The organism is Algoriphagus aestuariicola, from assembly GCF_017254835.1.
GTDB lineage: Bacteria > Bacteroidota > Bacteroidia > Cytophagales > Cyclobacteriaceae > Algoriphagus > Algoriphagus aestuariicola.
In genome coordinates this window covers 90137-108977 of sequence record NZ_JAFKCW010000001.1, presented here as the reverse complement: position 1 = coordinate 108977, position 18841 = coordinate 90137, and the positions used below count along the sequence as shown (strand labels likewise).

General features: G+C 47.5%; 19 protein-coding genes. 9 read left to right on the top strand and 10 right to left on the bottom strand.

Translation table 11 applies throughout. The features are described 5' to 3' along the window. Nucleotides 1-2: 2 nt before the first annotated feature. Together J0A67_RS00475 and J0A67_RS00470 are read right to left on the bottom strand one after the other, a co-directional pair. Nucleotides 3-932, bottom strand: coding sequence for a hypothetical protein (locus tag J0A67_RS00475; RefSeq protein WP_206567311.1), 930 nt, complete (start codon nucleotides 930-932; stop codon nucleotides 3-5). Next, the gene (locus J0A67_RS00470) at nucleotides 904-1341 is read right to left on the bottom strand and encodes a sugar 3,4-ketoisomerase (protein ID WP_206567310.1); all 438 of its coding nucleotides are present in this window, start codon (nucleotides 1339-1341) and stop codon (nucleotides 904-906) included. Before J0A67_RS00470 ends, J0A67_RS00475 begins: the two co-directional genes overlap by 29 nt. Nucleotides 1342-1431: 90 nt before the next feature. On the opposite strand from J0A67_RS00470, the gene J0A67_RS00465 reads away from it, so the two are divergent. After that, nucleotides 1432-2058 carry an IMPACT family protein gene (locus tag J0A67_RS00465; protein ID WP_206567309.1) on the top strand — a complete coding sequence of 209 codons (627 nt, stop codon included), beginning with the start codon at nucleotides 1432-1434 and terminating at the stop codon, nucleotides 2056-2058. Here J0A67_RS00465 and J0A67_RS00460 read toward each other — a convergent pair. Genes J0A67_RS00460 through J0A67_RS00450 form a run of 3 tightly spaced genes read right to left on the bottom strand, consistent with a single transcriptional unit; the run spans nucleotide 2045 to nucleotide 5282 of the window. Next, a complete protein-coding gene (locus J0A67_RS00460) occupies nucleotides 2045-2650 on the bottom strand; it encodes a 3'-5' exonuclease (protein ID WP_206567308.1) in 606 nt (201 codons plus the stop codon). The two genes, J0A67_RS00465 and J0A67_RS00460, sit on opposite strands and share 14 nt — an antisense overlap. Then, nucleotides 2647-4104 carry a Na+/H+ antiporter NhaC gene (nhaC, locus tag J0A67_RS00455; protein ID WP_206567307.1) on the bottom strand — a complete coding sequence of 486 codons (1458 nt, stop codon included), beginning with the start codon at nucleotides 4102-4104 and terminating at the stop codon, nucleotides 2647-2649. Before nhaC ends, J0A67_RS00460 begins: the two co-directional genes overlap by 4 nt. Nucleotides 4105-4154: 50 nt before the next feature. Further along, on the bottom strand, nucleotides 4155-5282 hold the full coding sequence (locus tag J0A67_RS00450; protein ID WP_206567306.1) for an NAD(P)/FAD-dependent oxidoreductase: 1128 nt from the start codon (nucleotides 5280-5282) through the stop codon (nucleotides 4155-4157). A 76-nt stretch (nucleotides 5283-5358) separates the two neighbouring features. Between J0A67_RS00450 and J0A67_RS00445 the strand changes: the two genes are divergently transcribed. Next, nucleotides 5359-5838: an Mpo1 family 2-hydroxy fatty acid dioxygenase gene (locus tag J0A67_RS00445; protein ID WP_206567305.1), complete on the top strand. Its 480-nt coding sequence runs from the start codon at nucleotides 5359-5361 to the stop codon at nucleotides 5836-5838. Nucleotides 5839-5855: 17 nt separating this feature from the next. On the opposite strand, the gene J0A67_RS00440 is transcribed toward J0A67_RS00445, so the two are convergent. Next, complete coding sequence (locus J0A67_RS00440; protein WP_206567304.1) at nucleotides 5856-8117, bottom strand: patatin-like phospholipase family protein; 2262 nt, start codon at nucleotides 8115-8117, stop codon at nucleotides 5856-5858. Nucleotides 8118-8314: 197 nt separating this feature from the next. On the opposite strand from J0A67_RS00440, the gene J0A67_RS00435 reads away from it, so the two are divergent. Then, nucleotides 8315-8809 carry a DUF4494 domain-containing protein gene (locus J0A67_RS00435; RefSeq protein ID WP_206567303.1) on the top strand — a complete coding sequence of 165 codons (495 nt, stop codon included), beginning with the start codon at nucleotides 8315-8317 and terminating at the stop codon, nucleotides 8807-8809. 45 nt (nucleotides 8810-8854) lie between these two features. On the opposite strand, the gene J0A67_RS00430 is transcribed toward J0A67_RS00435, so the two are convergent. Beyond that, nucleotides 8855-9466 carry a hydrolase gene (locus J0A67_RS00430; RefSeq protein WP_206567302.1) on the bottom strand — a complete coding sequence of 204 codons (612 nt, stop codon included), beginning with the start codon at nucleotides 9464-9466 and terminating at the stop codon, nucleotides 8855-8857. A gap of 323 nt (nucleotides 9467-9789) precedes the next feature. On the opposite strand from J0A67_RS00430, the gene J0A67_RS00425 reads away from it, so the two are divergent. Continuing rightward, nucleotides 9790-10593 carry a PAS domain-containing protein gene (locus J0A67_RS00425; RefSeq protein ID WP_206567301.1) on the top strand — a complete coding sequence of 268 codons (804 nt, stop codon included), beginning with the start codon at nucleotides 9790-9792 and terminating at the stop codon, nucleotides 10591-10593. Between the two features lie 56 nt (nucleotides 10594-10649). On the opposite strand, the gene J0A67_RS00420 is transcribed toward J0A67_RS00425, so the two are convergent. Beyond that, complete coding sequence (locus J0A67_RS00420) at nucleotides 10650-11522, bottom strand: SDR family oxidoreductase (protein WP_206567300.1); 873 nt, start codon at nucleotides 11520-11522, stop codon at nucleotides 10650-10652. Nucleotides 11523-11600: 78 nt separating this feature from the next. On the opposite strand from J0A67_RS00420, the gene J0A67_RS00415 reads away from it, so the two are divergent. Then, the gene (locus J0A67_RS00415; protein WP_206567299.1) at nucleotides 11601-12401 is read left to right on the top strand and encodes a hypothetical protein; all 801 of its coding nucleotides are present in this window, start codon (nucleotides 11601-11603) and stop codon (nucleotides 12399-12401) included. A 50-nt stretch (nucleotides 12402-12451) separates the two neighbouring features. Here J0A67_RS00415 and ahcY read toward each other — a convergent pair whose 3' ends face one another. Beyond that, on the bottom strand, nucleotides 12452-13771 hold the full coding sequence (ahcY, locus tag J0A67_RS00410; protein WP_206567298.1) for an adenosylhomocysteinase: 1320 nt from the start codon (nucleotides 13769-13771) through the stop codon (nucleotides 12452-12454). A 75-nt stretch (nucleotides 13772-13846) separates the two neighbouring features. After that, nucleotides 13847-14611 (bottom strand): biotin--[acetyl-CoA-carboxylase] ligase, encoded by a 765-nt coding sequence (locus tag J0A67_RS00405; protein ID WP_206567297.1) that lies wholly within the window; start codon nucleotides 14609-14611, stop codon nucleotides 13847-13849. Between the two features lie 58 nt (nucleotides 14612-14669). Here J0A67_RS00405 and rsfS point away from each other — a divergent pair, with 58 nt between their 5' ends. The 4 genes from rsfS (at nucleotide 14670) to J0A67_RS00385 (ending at nucleotide 18804) form a co-directional block, all read left to right on the top strand. Continuing rightward, nucleotides 14670-15017: a ribosome silencing factor gene (rsfS, locus tag J0A67_RS00400; RefSeq protein WP_206567296.1), complete on the top strand. Its 348-nt coding sequence runs from the start codon at nucleotides 14670-14672 to the stop codon at nucleotides 15015-15017. A gap of 65 nt (nucleotides 15018-15082) precedes the next feature. After that, nucleotides 15083-17137, top strand: a complete 2055-nt coding sequence (gene ftsH / locus J0A67_RS00395) for an ATP-dependent zinc metalloprotease FtsH (RefSeq protein ID WP_206567295.1) — start codon at nucleotides 15083-15085, stop codon at nucleotides 17135-17137. Nucleotides 17138-17200: 63 nt separating this feature from the next. Then, the gene (locus J0A67_RS00390) at nucleotides 17201-17977 is read left to right on the top strand and encodes a UDP-2,3-diacylglucosamine diphosphatase (protein ID WP_206567294.1); all 777 of its coding nucleotides are present in this window, start codon (nucleotides 17201-17203) and stop codon (nucleotides 17975-17977) included. Then, nucleotides 17974-18804 carry a hypothetical protein gene (locus J0A67_RS00385; protein ID WP_206567293.1) on the top strand — a complete coding sequence of 277 codons (831 nt, stop codon included), beginning with the start codon at nucleotides 17974-17976 and terminating at the stop codon, nucleotides 18802-18804. Before J0A67_RS00390 ends, J0A67_RS00385 begins: the two co-directional genes overlap by 4 nt. Nucleotides 18805-18841 lie beyond the last annotated feature (37 nt).

The window sequence follows — 18841 nt, the reverse complement described above, 5'->3', positions numbered from 1 at the left end:
AGTCAAAGCATCAAACTCCACGAGATCTTATTGCAGACATCGTTGGAGAAGCGGGACTTGAAAAATATCAGACTGTGATTGGCCCCGGCATCCGTATCCGAAGAGCCCAGGTCTATAAAATTGGAATTGTGCTCGGCGGCGAGCTGGAAAAGCTGAAAGAGACATAACTCCCCGACGTTTTTCAAAGCGCATCTCGGCTGAATGGCGGATAGAAAATAATAGAAAGAGTCCGGCGTAAGTTGCACCGCTAGCGTGTGCGCTACCGCCTTGTCTTCTTTCAGCACACTGATCAGAAAATATCGTTCGGGATATTCCGACACATGGGCTATCAATCTTTTGTCATCAAAATTCGCATCAAAGCCTTTTTCCCTATTCCAAGCCCTGATTTCCTGGAGAAATCCGAAGTTTTGAATCGGGCCGGCCTGCACTTTTGCCCCCATCTCCTTTGCCTTTGTTTGGAATTTGGACTGCTCCTTTTTCGCTAGTTTCTTGATTTTCTTTTTCCCGATAAAGAACTGGTGACTCAGCACGGATTCCTGGGCAAAGCCATTTTTGTAAAGGAGATAGTTGATAAGATCGAAACCGGACTCATAGGGCTTGGGTGGCTGGACGATTTTTACCAAGGAGATCTGGCGACGTCGCAGCTCCTCCACTACGGCCTTGACGAACTTCTCGAGCTCGGCAGAAGAAAGGCTAATCTCGACGAAAATCCCTCCAAACGGCGACTGAGGAAGTGATATTGCCTCGGCACGTTCTGAAATCGCAAAAGTGATTGAAGCTTTGACTTTGCCTTTCTTTAACCATCGGAAATCAAGCTGTTTTGGGTATCCGACCGTCGGGCAGCTTCGAAGGAAATAGGGGAAGGACTCCTCGATGGAGGAATAAACAGCCAATTCGTGTGAATCAATAATTCCCTTTCTGTAAGCTTCCAAAATAGTTCTTGTCTCTTATAAAATCCTCTTCATCAAACGCATGATCTCCAAGCCCCAACAAAACCGCATCCTCCGAAAAACGGATTTCAATCCAGTTTAAAGGCGGAACGAAAACTCCAAGGCCTGGCTCCTCAAGCGTAAATCCCCGCTCGACCCCATCCAACCCTTCCGATATGATCTCCAGCTTCCCCTTCATCGCGACGATCACCTGAGACTCCCGCAAGTGGGCATGATTACCTCTCGACTCGCCGACTTTTACTTGGGATATCCAGAAGCAACGCAGAATACCATCGGGAAAAAGTCCCGAATTTTCCCAAAAATGCACGGAACTACTATCACTCGTATTTCCGGGTATTTCAATAAATCTCGGCGCTTGATAAGCGAGTTTCACTGCTTCCAAATCTTTCATTATAGTACTAAAAATAAGACAAAACAGGTTATGGAGGGGTTAGCCCCAGGTTAATTTTCTATTTTCGGGCCAGCTATACCCACAGGCACGATGAGTAATTTCCCCGAAAATCCAGACGAAAGTGACTCCTACCTGACTTTGGCTGGGAAGAGCGCCGGAGTTTTCAAGGATCAGGGAAGCAAATTCCTCTACTTTGCCTTTCCCATCAAATCCGAAGATGACATCAAAGCCCATCTGGCGGACCTTCGAAAAAATTATTTCGACGCGACCCACCATTGCTTCGCATGGATATTAGGCAAAGACGGTCAGTTTTTTCGTGCAAACGATGACGGCGAGCCCAACCATTCCGCTGGAGATCCCATTCTCGGGCAGATTCGCTCCCATCGGCTCACCAACGTCCTGATTGTAATTGTGCGCTATTTTGGGGGCACCAAGCTAGGCGTGAGCGGCCTCATCAAAGCTTATAAGACCGCGGCGTCTCTAGCCATAGAGGAAAATGTCGTCGTGAGAGAGTGGATGAAAATTTCGGTGAGACTGAAATTTCCCTACCCGGCGATGAATGAAGTGATGAAAGTGGTGAAAGGCCACGAACTCGAAGTTATTTCCCAAGAAATGGAATTGGATTGCAGGATGGTCTTATCGCTGAGAGAAGGACTGGCCGAAAAGGTTTTGGGAAAGCTGAATGAAATCGACGGGATAGTGATCAATCCCGACTGAATAAACTATCCAGATATCCCTCTTTTCGCAATAGGTTGAACACCTCCAGGCAAGCCCATGCGTCGGTGGCCGCATAGCGCTGTTGTTTTTCGGTCAGTGTTTCAGACTCCCAGTTGGACACTTGCTCGGTCTTGGAGATCCGGATCTTCAGCACCATTCCGCTTAGATTTCGGACGCCTACATTGTGAAAACCAACTTTTTTCAATTCATCATTCAGGTCAAAGAAAGATTGGGGGTAGAAACTATCGGTCAGCTTTTTCAGGCCCTTCAAATCGTCATGAACAGCAGCGCCGACCTTTACCAGATTCTCCTGCTCCATCAGATTACGCAGGGAATCGGGAAAGCCAATCTTGTTCAGTCTAAATAAGAAGGCTTGGCGGGAGGTGGAAAGCTGTAAAAGCGATACATGGTTAAACTGGCCTTTTCTGAACGAAGGTTTCGTCTCCGTATCAAACCCGATGATCCGCTGGCTAGCCAAAAACTCCACTGCCTCTTCCACCTGGTCAGGATGGTCAATCAGGAAAATCTCACCTTCAAACTGGCCCAAGGGCAACTCGTTAATTTCTTCTTTGCTAATACTGTAGGGAATCATACCAACTCTTCTTCCGGCTCATAATAGTGAATCCCGATTTTCAAATAACCGTACAGAATGGTCATGATCGGACTGATAATATTGAAAAAACAATAGGGTGCATAGGTCAAAGTCGCTACTCCCAAGACGGAGGCTTGGGTCGCGCCGCAGGTATTCCAAGGTACCAAGACCGACGTCACCGTTGCGGAGTCCTCGAGGGTTCGGCTAAGGTTTTCAGGCCTCAGTCCACGCTTTCGGTAGACGTCGGCATACATCCGGCCAGGCACCAAAATCGCAAGGTACTGGTCTGAGGTGGTCACATTGAAAAATATGCAGGTCGCCGCCGTGGATGCTATGAGCGAGCCCACAGAATGGACCTTTCTGATCACCGCCTCAGCCAAGACCTGGAGCATGCCGCTTTCTTCCATGATTCCTCCCAAGACCATCGCGCAAATGATCAGCCAAATGGTATTCAACATACCGCCCATTCCTCCCGTCGCCAAAAGCTCATTGACCACATCATTGTCTGTGACGATTTGTATCTCGCCGTAAAGCGCCATCATCACTGCCTTGAAGCCCAAATACAGGTAGTTTCCGCTATCGTTGGCGATGGTAGCCACGACCTCCGGCTGGAAAATCAAAGCAAAAACACCTCCCAACAACGCTCCCACCAGTAAAGCAGGGACGGCAGGAACCTTATTGACAATCATCAGAATCACCGCCAATGGAACGATAAACAGCCATCCGCTAATATTAAAGGCTCCCGAGATTACCTCCGAAATCGCCTTTACTTCTTCCACGCTTCCCGCTGTCTCATAGTTCAGCCCGATCACCGAAAATAAGATCAGGGTAATGATAATGGTCGGCACGGTTGTCTTTGCCATGTACCGGATATGGGTGAAAAGGTCTGTGCCCGCCATCGCAGGCGCCAGGTTGGTGGTATCGCTAAGAGGTGACATCTTATCCCCGAAATAGGCTCCGGAAATGATGGCTCCGGCTATAATTCCTTCCTCAAATCCAAGCGCTTTTCCAATCCCAAGGAGGGCCACGCCTACCGTCGCTACAGTAGTCCAACTGCTGCCGGTGGCCACAGAAACTACCGCACTGATAAAACAAGCTGCAAAAAGGAAAATCTCCGGACTCAACACCTTCAGCCCGTAATAGATCATAGCAGGTACGATCCCACTGAGAAGCCAAGTGCCTGCCAGTGCACCGATCAAAAATAGGATCAGGATGGCACTCATCGCCGAGCTTATACTTTTGATGATCCCGTCCTGTAGCGTTGCCCAATTTATCCCCAGCCTGAACACGGCGATGGAGGCCGCGACGGTAGCTGAAAGGATGAGAACCATCTGATTAGAACCGGAAAGGCTGTCGGTTCCAAAGATTTGGATATTGATAATGAGAAGGACTATTAAGAATAGTATGGGAATCAGGGCGTCTATAATACGGGGAGCTTTTGGCTGGCCTTTCATTCAGTAAATCCTATTGTTTGGAGGGTTTGAATCTAAGTAAAAAAATCAAATTACATCTTGGAAAGAAGCCGGGAAAGCTCTTTGCCCACCTGCCATCCGATGGCAACTCCCATTCCACCAAGCCTTACCGCCACCGCAACCTTCTTTCCGATTGGCTGGATGAGCGGGGTTTTCTTGGGCCCAAATGCCATGATCCCCGTCCATTCCGTTTCCCATTCGATCTCCCGGCCTGGAAAAATCACTTCCCTTGCGAGACTGTCCAGATGGGACTTGATCTTTGGGTTTGTTCCAAATTCCAGCGTTTTCTCCTTTTCAAAGTCTTTGTTTCTGGCGCCACCCAGTAGTAGTCGCCCGTCAATCTGCCGAAAATAAACATAGCCTCTGTCCAAGTGAAACGATCCCTTCCAAGGAACCTGGCCTTCGATGGGTTTGCTAAGCAGTATCAAGCCCCGTCCCGGCTCCATTTCCGATTCAGGCCACAATTTCTTGGTAAAGGCATTGGTGCAGACAGCTACCCTCCCTCCCACAAATTCAAAAAGACCTTCTTTATTGCTGCTTTCAGCCAATACAATGCCCTCGTCCTTTTGCACCTCGACCACGGCTACACCGGTCAATATCTTGACACCAAGCTTGGATGCCTCCTCCCAAAGTGCCGCCAGATACGCGCCTGGATCCAATTCCCCTTCAAATTGGTTTTCGACAACCATTTTAACGCGGGGCGAAAATCCGAATTTTTCCGGCTTTTTGACCACCGAGAAAACATTCTTGTTAAACACCTTTTTCAGCATCCTGTTCACCTCAGCCATTTGGTCTACCGCCGTGATGTTTTTTTCCTCCAGGATCTCAAAGCCATGGCTTTCCTGATATCGCAGCGCCTTGTCCCCAAACTTTTGACGGATTTGACAGAGGCCTCTGTATCTCATCTCTACCAAAGTGGTCACTTCCTCAGGCGTCATCTTCCAGAAGTCATCCAAGATTTCCGTTAGGCTTCCAAAGCAGGCAAATCCTGCATTTTTTGTACTTGCCCCTGTCGGAAACACGCCTTTCTCCAAGACCAAGACTCTCGATTTGGGGTGTTTCTTCTTATAATTTATTGCCGTAGACAAGCCTGTAAAGCCAGAGCCGACTACAATCAGGTTATAGCTGAAAAAGTTTTTGCGTTCCCAATAACTCAACATTGCTCGGATATCGTTTATTTTCTGGAGTGAGTTATCTAATTTGAATTCAAACTACCGCATTTAAACCCAAAAAACTATGAGAAAAATTGATTTGCTCCTGGAGGAGTATGGCGAAAGCCACCGTAACCACACCAACAAGCTGATCCATTGGTTTTGTGTGCCAGCTATATTTTTCAGCGTGGTTGGACTGATTTTTAGTATCCCAACAGGCTTTCTGCCTGAGGCTCTGCCGTTTTTGGGCAACTTCGCGAACTGGGCGACGATAGTACTGTTCTTGGTATTGGTCTACTACATCTCGCTTTCGGCTCCACTGACTCTGGGCATGCTTTTCTTTTCGGCATTGTGTCTTGCATTGGCCAATTTCATCCAACTTGCCCTGCCAGGTAAGCTCTGGCTGGTCAGTCTGGCGATTTTTGTCGTGGCCTGGATCATCCAGTTTGTTGGACATAAGATCGAAGGCAAGAAGCCTTCATTTTTTAAGGACGTGCAATTTCTGATGATAGGCCCAGCTTGGCTGATGCATTTTATCTACAAGAAAATCGGGGTTCCTTATTGACCAAGAATCTGGTCAGTTCAATTTTTAGCCGGAAAAATACGCTGGACTTTTTCGATGGATTGTCGGTTTTTGTAGGAACCAATGCTGTTGATGATCGACCGTTTTTCCTTTGCCGTTAGCCTCCAGTTGAGTGATGCCCGCTGCATCGTTTCTTGGGAGCCCGTCAGTTCCTCTATTTGGACCTGCTCCGGTGCATACTCAAACTCTACCCGCTCCAGTTCGAAGGGCATCGACTCATTCATGTAATTGAACAAGACCTCGTTTTGGATAGTCTGAAGATTGTCCCAGTTGATGTATATGTTTTTCAAAGGGGTGAAGATTTTCTCGAAAATCCTCGGTGGTTCAGTTTGAGGGATCTCCGTCGACTTTTCGGAATCCCGGATGGTGACCAGGACTACCCCGCTCGTATTTTTGGAAATCCAATCCTGAAAGACGTAAAGAAACCGAAGCGCATCCTGCACGCCAAAATTGTCGGACAAGCCCGTATCCATCGTCTCCATGGTCGGTGTCGACGGGAGCTCCACGTTGGGTGTGATGAAGGGAAAGGTCGCGCTCATTCTCAATGCGCTCAGAAACCGAAGATTTCCCGAGTTATGCCGTACAAAAAAACGGAGAAAATCGATGGACTGTTTTTTCTCGTCGGCTCCGGATTTGCCCATGATCGAACTTCCCAAATACGACATGGAATGCGGAGAAATGACGAGTTTTCTGCCATCGTTGGTCACGAGAGCTGTGACGGGCAAAAGGGGAATCTGACCTTTAGCTTCTGGAGTCCGATAGGATTCCAAGGGCTTGTCAAGGATCTTTTTCGTATTGATGTTCAACTGGTTTTCAAAAGCATAGCCCCGATCTTTGAGATGGCTGTATCCCCGATATTCAAATCGTTGGTTTCTTATCAAGAGGTCGTTGACCAATAAGGTAAACAGGATCGGATTTAAGTTGTCGTCGGAAATCTGCGCCAAGTACTTGGGGTCTTTCGGGTCAAAAGCAGGATCGGTGAGCGATCTAAGGTAGATTTCCCTGAAAAAAGCCTCGCCGATCACCCCGCCGGACGCACCGGTATACAATTCGGTGTGTTTGGTTATTTGCCCTTGTGTTTTCTCATGGATGGTCTGAAGGACATGGAGTGTCCAAAGTGCCGCCCGCTGCCCTCCCCCGCTCGCAGCCACGATTACAAACTTGGGGAGAGAATCGGCCGGGAATTTCGCCTTCCAATTCTCGAGGATTCGGATGGTGTTTTCCCGATCTTTTCTCAACGTGTCCGGATGGGTCAGGGAGTCCAATCGAGCCAAGGTGTACGGGGCAGGTTTCGCTCCATAGTCGATTCCATAAGCTTCGTGGGGACGGTTGAGAAAAGAAACGTTCGAGAGGTAATTGATGGTGATCAGCAGTAAAAAAACCACTAAGGTCGCCCAGCTTCTGAGCCAAAAACTCATCGCCCCCACCAGCATTACCAGGATCGCGAGCAGCAGGGTCACGCTCATCGCCGCAGGAAACTGCAGAATTTCCTTTTCTTTGAAAAAGCCCAAAAACAGCACAAAAAGAATCAGAAAAATCTGGATCAAAAAGAGGTTCAAGTGGTTTTGATCGAAGACCCGGAGGAGTTTTCTGGTCTCAAACCTGGAAATGTCCGGCCTTACTGGCACCAGCTTAAGACCGAGGTTGAAATAGCTGCTTACCTCGTCTTTTACGATTTTCAGTTCCTTGTATTGGCTCAGGACATTGGCCCGAGTAAATCTCACTTTTCGTAGACGCTTGTCCAGTGTCCCTGCAAAAAGCACAAAGAAATCCTTGTTTGTCCAAGCAAAGTAGCCAAAGATCAGACTGTAACTCACGAGCCCACCAAGTGAGAATCCCGCATAGAACTTGACCACCTCCCAGTTCGAGGCTAGATCGTTGTCGAGCTGAAAAATGACAAACTTGACACTGTAAACTATGTAAAAAATAAGCGGAATGAGGGAGTTGTTGATGCAGAAATGGATAAAGGGCTTGGGCACGACCGCCAAAAACTTGAATTGCCTGCCATCCATGATATAGGTGGTCATGTGAAATGCCATCGTCAGGATGGCCATGCCTACCCCGATCAAAAAAAAGCTCAACCAGGAAACTTGGTGCAGGTATTCTGGATCCAAAAAAAGAAAAGGAATCCCCAAAACCACACCAAAGTGCTCGAGAATCACACCCAACAAAACGACCCAAACCAACACCAAAGCCAGGTTTTTCCTCAAATGAAGCAGAAAAAGCTGTACAGGAAAGCTGTATAAAATCCTCTCGCGCATGGGTATATTGTTGGGACAAGATACTCTTTTTTAAATACCCATTTTTACCATTCAAGCCCGATCCAAGCCGGCAAACTTTCCCTATTGATTTTCAAGATGTTGCCAAAATCAACCACTCCCACGTGGAAGATATCTCGCTTAACAGTTCGCAGCTTTAGATTAGAAAAAGTACCTTCGAATCCCTAAAAGTGAAAAAGATGAGAACCTGGTTTTTGTGCAAAGTCAAATACGCAAAGGAAAATGAGGAAGGCCTCCTTAAGAGCATTTCCGAACAATACTTGGTGGATGCGGTGTCATTCACCGAAGCCGAGGCAATTCTATATGACCGTTTGGGTTCTCAGATCCGGGGAGACTTTCAAGTGACCGGCATCAGCAAAAGCAATATCGTGGATGTCTTTTACTACGAAGACGCAGACCAATGGCACAAGTGCAAGATCACTTACCTGATCGCAGACGGGGAAAATGGCAAAGAAAAGAAAGTCACCCAATACATGATCGTGACTGCTGAGGATGTACGCCAGGCCTATGACAGAATTCAAGAAAGCCTCAGCAATATGCTGGTAAGTTTCCGGGTTCCAGACATTACGGAGAGTCCAATCGTCGAAGTTTTCCCCTTCGAAAAAGACGAAGTAGCCGAACAGCTTCCTCCGGGCAACTTTCGCCCAGTAAACCAAGCAGAGGAAGAATCCTAAATAGAAAAAAGTGGCCGCCGAGAATGATGATCTGCGGCCATTTTACTATCCTAGGTTCGCGGCCGGCTGATTGTCGATCACAAACTGGATTAAATAATCAAGTGAAATTCCGGCTCGTTCACAGGCATCATTGATGTCTTCCCTGCTCACTTGCGCCGCAAAAGTTTTATCTTTCAAGCGCTTCTTCACACCCTTGACTTCCATCCCGACGTAGCCTTCGGGCCTCATTAGAGAATAGGCATGGACAAAGCCACTTATTTCATCGAAGGCATACAGCATCTTGTCCATTTCAGTCACTGGTTCAACTCCAAAATACCTCGGCCCGTGGGATGCAATAGCCCTTATGATATCAGGATCAAGATTTCTGTCTTCCAGTTCGGCTATGATTTTTTTGCAATGCTGACCCGGCCATTGGTCCCAATCGGCATCATGTAGGAGGCCAGCCAGGTACCATTTGTGGCCGATTTCTTTTCCGAAGGATTTGGATTCGGAAAATGCTCTCATCAAATGGGCCACTTGCTTCATATGGACTTTGAGCTTCTCATTTTTCACCCATTCATCCAACAGCACATTGGCTTCCTGTTCCGACAAAGTGTTCCCCGAATTTATCGGATCACCAAAGGTTGACCTATTTAAAAACAGAGCTAAATTATTCATTTTAAATAATTATATATGTATTTTAAATTAATTTAATTGTTTTTTGAATACATTTGCCGATAATTCGACTATTTTTGGCAATGCAAGATTGGGACTCAATGCAAGTTTTTGGGAAACTTGCCAATATTTCCGAACATTTTCTCCAAATCTCCCTGGATAAATCGGGCCGAGTGATCTCGTCCGATTCGGGTATTGGCCCTGTCCCCTCATTTTTCGACAATAAAGAAAAGACCCTTCAGTTTGAAGACTGCTTTTTGTCAACTGATTGGGCAAAATTCGAAACCAGCCGAATAAGAGCTTGGAAGAACAGCCATCAATCGTTCATGGTCGATCTGCAAAAAATCAACCATTCGGATAATACCACGATCCTGACAAAATGGGAATTCTTTTTCATTGCGGACGATTTTGGAACGTGCTTGGGCTTGGGGCATCCGGTAGAGCCACTTCGTCCTTACAATTTGGGATTGGGAGATTTCATAGATGGGATTTCATCCGACAATGAGTTGCTCAATATCCTTCTCGAAAATAAACTTCTTGGATTTTGGGAGTTTGACCCGGAAAACAAAACTGACTACATCAGCAGCGGTCTTGCCCAAATGCTTGGCTACCGGTCAGAAGAACTCGAAGACTTGAAAAAAATTTCATGGCAAAACCATATCAACTCCGAAGACTACCCGGGGATCTTGCGTGATCTATTGCAGCATTTTAAATCGACCGGAAATTTACCGCTTCGAAGGGAGTTCCGGATTATTTCCAAAGGCAACCAGACGATCTGGGTGATAGGCTTTGGAAAGACGGTCAAATGGGATAAGGAGGGACGCCCGAAAAAAATCCAAGGCTTGCTCATCGACATCACCGAGAAGAAGAAGCAGGAAATTTGGTTGAGAGACCACCACTATTTTCTTCAGGATTTGGCTTTTCAGCAGTCTCACTCCTTGAGGGCCAGAGTCGCCAATATTCTTGGCGTATTGCAAATACTGGAATCTGAAAACCATACCGCAGAATCCAGAAAGCTTCTCGACATTCTGAGAAAGGAATCCAAGCTACTGGACCAATCCCTGAAAAAAAGCATCAAAGAATCCGTCAGTCAAAACCAATCCTGGGAAAGAGGTCTCAATCTGGAATGATCATGCATTCCTGATTTTCCATTTTGCTTTCAAATAGCCCCAAATCAGACTGGGGCTTAGCGCTTTTTTCCCCTGGCAACCTCCATCATGTCCCACATTTCCTGAGGTATCTGGTCTAGATTGCTGAATTCCCCCGCCCCCTTGAGCCATTCGCCTCCATCTATAGTAACCACTTCTCCATTGACGTAGGAGGAGAAGTCAGAAACTAAGTAAGCTGCTAGATTGGCAAGCTCCTGATGCTCACCTACTCGGCCAACGGGCACTTTTTTGGCTGGATCAAACTTTTTGGCCAAATCGCCGGGAAGCAATCTGCTCCAAGCTCCTTCAGTTGGAAATGGCCCTGGGGCAATTGCATTGGATCGGATCCCGTATTTGGCCCATTCTACAGCCAGAGAGCGCGTCAATGCCAGAACACCTGCCTTGGCCGCAGCCGATGGAACTACATAGCCGGATCCAGTCCAGGCATAAGTCGTGACAATATTCAAAAAGGTGCCAGCTTGTTTTTCGGCTATCCAGTCTTTTCCCGCAGTCAAGGTAACTTGTGATGTCCCTTTCAATACAATGTCTAGTATTGTATTAAAGGCATGGGTAGAGAGTCTTTCCGTGGGGCTGATAAAATTGCCAGCGGCATTATTCAGCACGACGTGGATTTGCCCCAGTTCTCCTTTTGCTTTTTCCCACATGGCCTCCACTTGATCGATGTCTCGGACGTCGCAGGCGACTGGAACTACTATATTTCCACTATCTGCAGACATTTCCTTTGCAGTCTTCTCAAGCACGTCAAGCTTGCGAGACGAAATCACCACATTTGCTCCAAGCTTCAAAAAATACTCGCTCATCGATCTCCCGAGGCCAGTTCCTCCACCCGTCACCAGAATATTTTTATCTTTGAGCGCTCCTTCCCGGAGCATCCCTTCGTCGAATTTCATGCCTCTGATTTATGTCGTTTCAGTCCAAGATAGCAATCAGGCGCGGTAATTGAAAGGAACCCCGAATAAGCAAATACCATGAAAAATTCTTTAGTCCTTTTTTCGATCCTAGCGCTCCTTTGGTCGTGTACCGAAGAGGTGAGTAGAGACATCAATACCGACTTGACACAGGAGGCCGAGCAGTTCTATCGCTTTTCCGAAGCAATAGGCGAAGCGTCCTATCTTGCGAATATCTCCCAATCGGAATATTCCAGCATACTTTCCCAAGAACTTCCGGGCTGCCCAAGTATCACCCATAGCCTTGATTCCCTTATAATCACCTTGGATTATTCTTCCGACGAAGTATGTGAGCAGGAAAACAAAATTCCCCGAACAGGGAAAATCATCTTGGATTTTACCCTTTCCGATTCGGCCAATTCCCTTTGGTCGCTGTCCTACGAAGATTACACCTACAGAGGCGGAAAGATCGAGGGGCAACGAAACTTTGAAGGGGTTTCTCCAGAAGAGAGCCAAGAGATTTTTGAAAATTTAAGAATAGAATTGGCAAATGGAATTGGCTTCACCGCTGATGGTGAATTGTCCTATGTTATTTCCAGTGAAGAGCTCAAGCCTTCTTCGATCACTAGCAGGGGTAAAATCACTGGGATGAACCCTGCAGGCAGAGATTTCTCCATTGTTACTAGTACAGCGAAGGTCCAGCTTTTCCAGTGCTACGGGCAAGGCTGGGATCTACCCCAATCCGGGGAGGAGCTATGGATGGTATCTAGAGGAGGAACTGCAGAATTGGAATACGAGGTGACTTTTCAAAATACGGAGACCTGCAATCCCATTGTGACCTCTTCTCTCCCAGATGGGAGAACCTTTCAATTAAACCCATAAAAAAAGTCCCAGATCTCTCCGGGACTTTAATAAGCAACTTATTCTCAAAATCAATATCGGTAGTACTCAGGCTTGAATGGGCCTTGAATCTCCACACCGATATACTGCGCCTGGTCTTCGGAGAGTGTATCGAGCTCCACGCCCAGTTTGCTCAGGTGAAGTGAAGCCACCTTCTCATCCAAATGCTTGGGCAATACATAGACGCCCGGCTGGTAGTCCCCATGATTTTCCCATAGCTCCAGCTGAGCCAGCGTTTGGTTGGTAAAGGAATTGGACATCACAAAAGACGGGTGTCCGGTCGCACAGCCCAGGTTGACTAGGCGGCCTTCGGCCAAAACGATGATTTCCTTGCCGTCCAGGTCATAAAGATCCACCTGTGGCTTGATTATATTTTTAGTCTGTCCATAGTTTTTGTTCAGCCAAGCCATGTCGATTTCGTTGTCAAAATGGCCGATGTTACACACGATCGCCTTGTCCTTCATCGCCTTGAAGTGCTCGCCGGTGATGATGTCTTTGTTGCCGGTGGCGGTCACCACGATGTCGGCTTCTTTCACCGCATCAGCCATTTTCTTGACCGCAAATCCATCCATCGCGGCCTGGAGCGCGCAGATCGGGTCGATTTCGGTCACGATCACCCGCGCACCAGCGCCCCGGAGGGAGGCCGCAGAGCCCTTTCCTACGTCACCGTATCCGGCCACGACGGCCACTTTGCCAGCCATCATCACATCCGTGGCACGGCGGATCGCATCTACCAGGGATTCTTTACAGCCGTATTTGTTGTCAAATTTCGACTTGGTCACGGAATCGTTGACGTTGATCGCCGGCATGGGAAGCGTCCCGTTTTTCATCCGCTCATACAAGCGGTGAACCCCTGTGGTGGTTTCCTCGGACAATCCCCTGATTCCGGCAACCAATTCCGGATACTGGTCCAAGACCATGTTGGTCAGATCTCCGCCGTCGTCCAGGATCATGTTCAAAGGCTGTCTGGACTCCCCAAAAAACAGCGTCTGCTCGATACACCAGTCAAACTCCTCGGCCGACTGGCCTTTCCAGGCATACACTTGAATCCCCGCCGCGGCGATAGCCGCTGCCGCGTGGTCCTGGGTGGAGAAAATATTGCAGGAAGACCAGGTCACCTCGGCCCCCAGCGCCACCAACGTCTCAATCAATACTGCTGTCTGGATAGTCATGTGAAGACAGCCTGCAATCCTCGCTCCCTTGAGGGGCTGCGAAGGTCCAAACTCAGCCCTCAAAGCCATCAAACCCGGCATTTCCGCCTCGGCCAGTCGAATTTCCTTTCTTCCCCACTCGGCCAGGGAGATGTCCTTTACTTTGTATTGAATGAATTTTTCAGATTTGATTTCTGACATATTATTGATAGTTAAAGAATTAAAATCATGGAATGACCGCAAAGTTACCGCTTAATTTGTGAATTGAAAACTTACTCAAACGTCGGGAAAGGAAATTTCCTTTAGACCAAAAGACCGTATGCCGCCATTTCGAAGGCTTACCATAAGCCTTCCTTCCTTGGAAATTCCAGAGATTTTACCTTCGAATTCTAACCCATTTTCCGCGAAAATGTTCCATTGGTCTTTCAAAAACAGGTGCCGGAGATAGTCTTGTCTGACTCCTTCAAGCTTGCCTTTTTTCAGCGCAATCACCCCAAGTTCGATTTGTGAGATGAGCAGCTTGAACAGTTCCTCCAAGTCGTACCTTCCCCCCGCTAATTGCGCCAGTGAGGTAGCTTTTCTCGAGCCAAAACCGCACTGGTTGATATTGAGCCCAATGCCAACCACAGCGAACTCCCAAACATTAGAACTGAGAATATTCTCGATTAGAATTCCCCCGATCTTCCCCCTCCCTGGCACCACCAGATCGTTGGGCCACTTCACCTGTAAATCTGGAAGGTAATCCTGCAACAACCTCCTGATACTGTTTGAAATCATCATATTGAGATAAAACTGCTCGGATACATCCAGAAAATTAGGCTTCAGCACCAGAGAAAAGGTCAAATTTTGTCCAGACTCTGCCTCCCACTTATTTCCACGCTGACCCTTTCCTGCCGTTTGATGGTCGCAGATGACAATCGCGCCGTCTTTAATCACTCCGGCCCGGATCAATTCAAAGGCCTTGTCATTGGTGGAGTGACACTCTGGCAGAAAAAGGACCTGTTTGCCCAAAAAAATCGTGTTGGCAAGAATTTTATACATAATTTTTCTGTTCGGCTGATTTGGGTAATTTAATTGCCGTGTAAAATTAAATCAATATATGACAGCAGAGGCTTTGAGCAAGGTTATCGTCAAGGGAATGGAAGAAAAAAAGGCTTCTGAAATCCTAGTCCTAGATCTTAGAAAAATCAAAAATGCAGTGACCGAGTTCTTCGTGATCTGCTCCGGCAACTCCGACACCCAACTCGAGGCTATCTCCAAATCAATCGAAGACGAAGTGCACAAGTCAGGCGAAAAGCCTGCGTGGAGAGTGGAGGGCAAAGCTAATGGCGAGTGGGTCTTGATGGACTTCGTCAATGTGGTCGTACACATCTTCCTCAAAGACAAGCGTGAATACTATGGCTTGGAGGAGCTATGGGGAGATGCGAAAACCACGCTGATCAATTAATCAAGGATAAACTTTCAAGAGTTTAAGCCGTTTTACCTTAAGTTTACAGAATTACCATAAATGCGATGAGCGAAAAAAATAAGAGTAAAAATTTTGTCCCTAAAGCGCCACAAAAGCCCAATTTCCAGCTTTGGCTAATTATTGCGGCTGTGCTTGTGCTTCTGGGATTGACCTGGATACAGCAACGCGGCGCGGTGATCGACATCACCCAAAAGCGCTTCGAGGACATGTATCTGGCTGGCGACGTGTCCAAAGTGGTGATCGTGCGAAATATGAACCGAGTGGATGTGACATTGAAGCCATCAGCCCTGCAAAACGCCAAGTACAAAACCGAACTGGAGTCCAACTCCTCCTTTTTCAATCCATCCGGTCCGCACTACGCACTTCAGGTGACCACTTCGGACAAGTTCCAAACGGATTTTCAGGCGCTGGAAGAAAAGGTACCTGAGGAAGATAGGATCGGAGCTTCCGTCACCAATGAGGAAAACTGGAGCAGCTACTTCGGCAGCTTCGGATTTCTGATTTTGTTATTCGTCTTCTTCTGGTTTATGATGAGGAGAATGGCTGGCCCATCCGGTCCCGGCGGGCAGATCTTCAATGTGGGCAAATCCAAAGCCCAGCTTTTCGATGCCGAAAACAAAGTAAAGATCACCTTTGACAATGTGGCAGGCTTGGATGAAGCCAAGGAAGAGATTCAGGAAATCGTCGAATTCCTCAAAAATCCGGGAAAATTCACCAAGCTCGGAGGTAAGATTCCAAAAGGCGCCCTCTTGGTAGGACCTCCTGGAACCGGTAAAACTTTGCTTGCCAAAGCCGTAGCCGGTGAGGCAGGTGTACCGTTCTTTACCCTCTCGGGTTCCGATTTTGTCGAAATGTTCGTCGGAGTTGGTGCTGCGCGTGTTCGGGATTTGTTTAAGCAAGCCAAGGAAAAGGCGCCTTGTATCATCTTCATTGACGAAATAGATGCCATCGGACGATCCAGAGGCAAAGGCCAGATGCCTGGATCCAACGACGAAAGAGAAAATACCCTCAACTCCCTTCTTGTCGAGATGGACGGATTTGGGACTGATACAGGAGTTATCGTATTGGCTGCCACCAACAGACCGGATGTCCTTGATAGTGCTTTGCTGAGGCCGGGTCGATTTGACCGTCAGATCTCCATCGACAAGCCGGATATCGTAGGTCGCGAGGCGATCTTCAAGGTACACCTAGCGCCGATCAAGATATCCAACGACATCGACCCTAAAAAATTGGCGGCTCAAACCCCTGGCTTTGCCGGTGCCGAAATCGCCAACGTATGTAACGAAGCCGCATTGATTGCCGCACGTAGAAATAAGACTGCGGTGGATATGCAAGACTTTCAGGATGCCGTGGACCGGGTGATCGGTGGACTTGAAAAGAAAAACAAGATCATCTCACCGGAAGAGAAGCGTATTGTCGCTTATCACGAAGCAGGACATGCTGTGGCAGGTTGGTTCCTGGAGCATGCAGACCCATTGGTAAAAGTGAGTATCGTTCCTCGTGGGGTAGCGGCTTTGGGCTACGCCCAATACCTGCCTAAGGAGCAATTCCTCTACCAAACCGAACAACTCATGGACGAGATGTGCATGACGCTTGGTGGTCGCGCAGCTGAGCAAATCATCTTTGGAAAGATCTCTACCGGAGCACTGAGCGATTTGGAAAGAATCACGAAACTTGCTTATTCCATCGTTTCCGTTTATGGTATGAATGAGAAACTTGGCAATATATCCTTCTTCGACAGCAAGAGCGATGGCTACAAAATGACCAAGCCTTACTCTGAGGCCACAGCTGAACTGATTGACCAAGAGGTAAGCAATTTGATACAGGTAGCCTATGATAGAACACTTGCGTTGCTGAATGAGCATCGCGAACATTTGGAAATACTCGCACAGGAACTGCTCGAAAAAGAGATCCTTTTCCAGGCAGATTTGGAAAACCTGATCGGAAAGCGCCCTTTTGCCAAAGAGACCACCTATCAGGCATTTACCAACAAAAAGGAAAAGAAGACAACTCCTCCTCTGGACACGAAGGCAGAGGACGGGGATACGGTCATCGAGCCCGCTAAGACGGAAGTGCCGGAAACCAATCCAGAAAAATAGTCCTGAAAGCCCCGCTCCAATCGGGGCTTTCTTATTTTTGTCCCTCGACCCTATCTTTGGTACATGCTAGCTAACACGCCGGATTTTCCCCTGAATGGCAAAAAACTCTATTTCGCGTCCGACTTTCACCTAGGAGCACCGGATTCAGAGACCAGCAAGGCTAGGGAAAGAAAGATCATCAGCTGGCTGGACATGATAGCTGACGACGCTGCGGCAATCTTTTTGGTCGGTGACATTTTCGACTTCTGGTTTGAGTACAAGCAGGTAGTTCCAAAGGGCTTTATTCCGTTTATCTCGAAAATCTCACAGCTTCGCGACAGGGGGATACCTATCCTTTTCTTTACTGGTAACCATGACCTGTGGATGAAGGATTATTTCACCGAAGAGCTTGGAATTCCTGTCTATCACCATCCGATTGAACTTGTCGTGGAGGGACTAAAAATCCTCGTCGGACACGGAGATGGCTTGGGTCCAGGCGACCACTTTTACAAGCTGCTAAAACGTGTGTTCACCAACCCTTTTGCCCAATGGATCTTTCGCTGGGTTCATCCGGACTTGGGGATCAAACTGGCCAAGGCATGGTCGGGACACAGCCGCATCTCCAATCTTGAAAAGAACGAAAACCATTTTTTGGGAGACGACGAATGGCTCTGGCAATATTGCAAAGAAGTCGAATCGAAATTTCACCACGATCTCTACATCTTTGGCCATCGCCACCTCCCTCTTCAGCTTGAAGTTTCACCGGAATCAACTTACTTCAACCTAGGAGAATGGGTCACACAATACACCTATCTCGTATATGACGGAAATGAAGCCAAGCTCGTGAAATTTGAATCATGAAACTCTCACTGATCCTATTTTTCGGCTTTTTGTCCAAGGCGATCTATTCTCATGACGTCCTGATTTTCGAAGCACCGATGGCCGAAATCCCCGTGGAGTTTCTTGACTTGGTGTCCCTGGACACCAAAGACCAAATCTACGCGAGCAATACCTCCGGAGACATCTATCTTTTTGATCAAAAAGGAAAACAAATCAACGTCTATTCACCCACGCGCCAGGCTCGGTTACATCAACTTGAAGCCTCCTGGACTGTGAATATTTTTGGCTTTTCGGCGGATCTACAAGAATACCGGGTTTTGGACAGATTTCTAAACCCGATTGCCGAAAACAACTTTCAACTTAATGAGGTGACTCTTCCCAAAGCGGCTACACTGGGCAACAACAACGTGATCTGGGTGTGGGACGAGTCGGATCTTTCCCTCAAAACCCTAGACTATCTCCGAAATCTGGTCATACAATCCCAGCCTCTCAACCTCATCCTCGACTCCGAAGACCTAAAAGTCTCCGAAATTCGAGAGTTCAAAAACAGACTTTTTATGAATGTCCCAGACAGTGGGATCTTTATCTTTGACAACCAAGGCAACTTTCTGAAAAAAGTGACGCTGATGATCGATCAGCGAATGTGTTTTTACAAAGAAAGCCTGTTTTGGGTCGAAGGCAGAAGCCTCAAAATGTATTCCCTGCAGTCACAAGCCATCTTCGACTTGGGAACACTTCCCTCCAAGGATGTCCAATACCTTCAAATTGGCCAAGAACACATCGCGCTCGTCAAAAAAAACCTGATCAGTATCTATCCGCTTCCCCAAGGCTTGAGGCAAATGAAGTGAGTGCGGTGGTCAGCCAGTCCCTCCAGGCAACAAAAAA

Excerpts from the sequence above, each read along its gene's own strand:
- J0A67_RS00425 (WP_206567301.1), top strand. The coding sequence starts at position 9,790 with ATGGTCGATCTGCAAAAAATCAACCATTCGGATAATACCACGATCCTG.
- J0A67_RS00420 (WP_206567300.1), bottom strand. The coding sequence starts at position 11,522 with ATGAAATTCGACGAAGGGATGCTCCGGGAAGGAGCGCTCAAAGATAAA.
- J0A67_RS00465 (WP_206567309.1), top strand. The coding sequence starts at position 1,432 with ATGAGTAATTTCCCCGAAAATCCAGACGAAAGTGACTCCTACCTGACT.
- J0A67_RS00415 (WP_206567299.1), top strand. The coding sequence starts at position 11,601 with ATGAAAAATTCTTTAGTCCTTTTTTCGATCCTAGCGCTCCTTTGGTCG.
- J0A67_RS00440 (WP_206567304.1), bottom strand. The coding sequence starts at position 8,117 with ATGCGCGAGAGGATTTTATACAGCTTTCCTGTACAGCTTTTTCTGCTT.
- J0A67_RS00435 (WP_206567303.1), top strand. The coding sequence starts at position 8,315 with ATGAGAACCTGGTTTTTGTGCAAAGTCAAATACGCAAAGGAAAATGAG.
- J0A67_RS00390 (WP_206567294.1), top strand. The coding sequence starts at position 17,201 with ATGCTAGCTAACACGCCGGATTTTCCCCTGAATGGCAAAAAACTCTAT.
- nhaC (WP_206567307.1), bottom strand. The coding sequence starts at position 4,104 with ATGAAAGGCCAGCCAAAAGCTCCCCGTATTATAGACGCCCTGATTCCC.
- ftsH (WP_206567295.1), top strand. The coding sequence starts at position 15,083 with ATGAGCGAAAAAAATAAGAGTAAAAATTTTGTCCCTAAAGCGCCACAA.
- J0A67_RS00385 (WP_206567293.1), top strand. The coding sequence starts at position 17,974 with ATGAAACTCTCACTGATCCTATTTTTCGGCTTTTTGTCCAAGGCGATC.
- rsfS (WP_206567296.1), top strand. The coding sequence starts at position 14,670 with ATGACAGCAGAGGCTTTGAGCAAGGTTATCGTCAAGGGAATGGAAGAA.
- J0A67_RS00450 (WP_206567306.1), bottom strand. The coding sequence starts at position 5,282 with ATGTTGAGTTATTGGGAACGCAAAAACTTTTTCAGCTATAACCTGATT.
- J0A67_RS00445 (WP_206567305.1), top strand. The coding sequence starts at position 5,359 with ATGAGAAAAATTGATTTGCTCCTGGAGGAGTATGGCGAAAGCCACCGT.
- J0A67_RS00470 (WP_206567310.1), bottom strand. The coding sequence starts at position 1,341 with ATGAAAGATTTGGAAGCAGTGAAACTCGCTTATCAAGCGCCGAGATTT.
- ahcY (WP_206567298.1), bottom strand. The coding sequence starts at position 13,771 with ATGTCAGAAATCAAATCTGAAAAATTCATTCAATACAAAGTAAAGGAC.
- J0A67_RS00430 (WP_206567302.1), bottom strand. The coding sequence starts at position 9,466 with ATGAATAATTTAGCTCTGTTTTTAAATAGGTCAACCTTTGGTGATCCG.
- J0A67_RS00405 (WP_206567297.1), bottom strand. The coding sequence starts at position 14,611 with ATGTATAAAATTCTTGCCAACACGATTTTTTTGGGCAAACAGGTCCTT.
- J0A67_RS00460 (WP_206567308.1), bottom strand. The coding sequence starts at position 2,650 with ATGATTCCCTACAGTATTAGCAAAGAAGAAATTAACGAGTTGCCCTTG.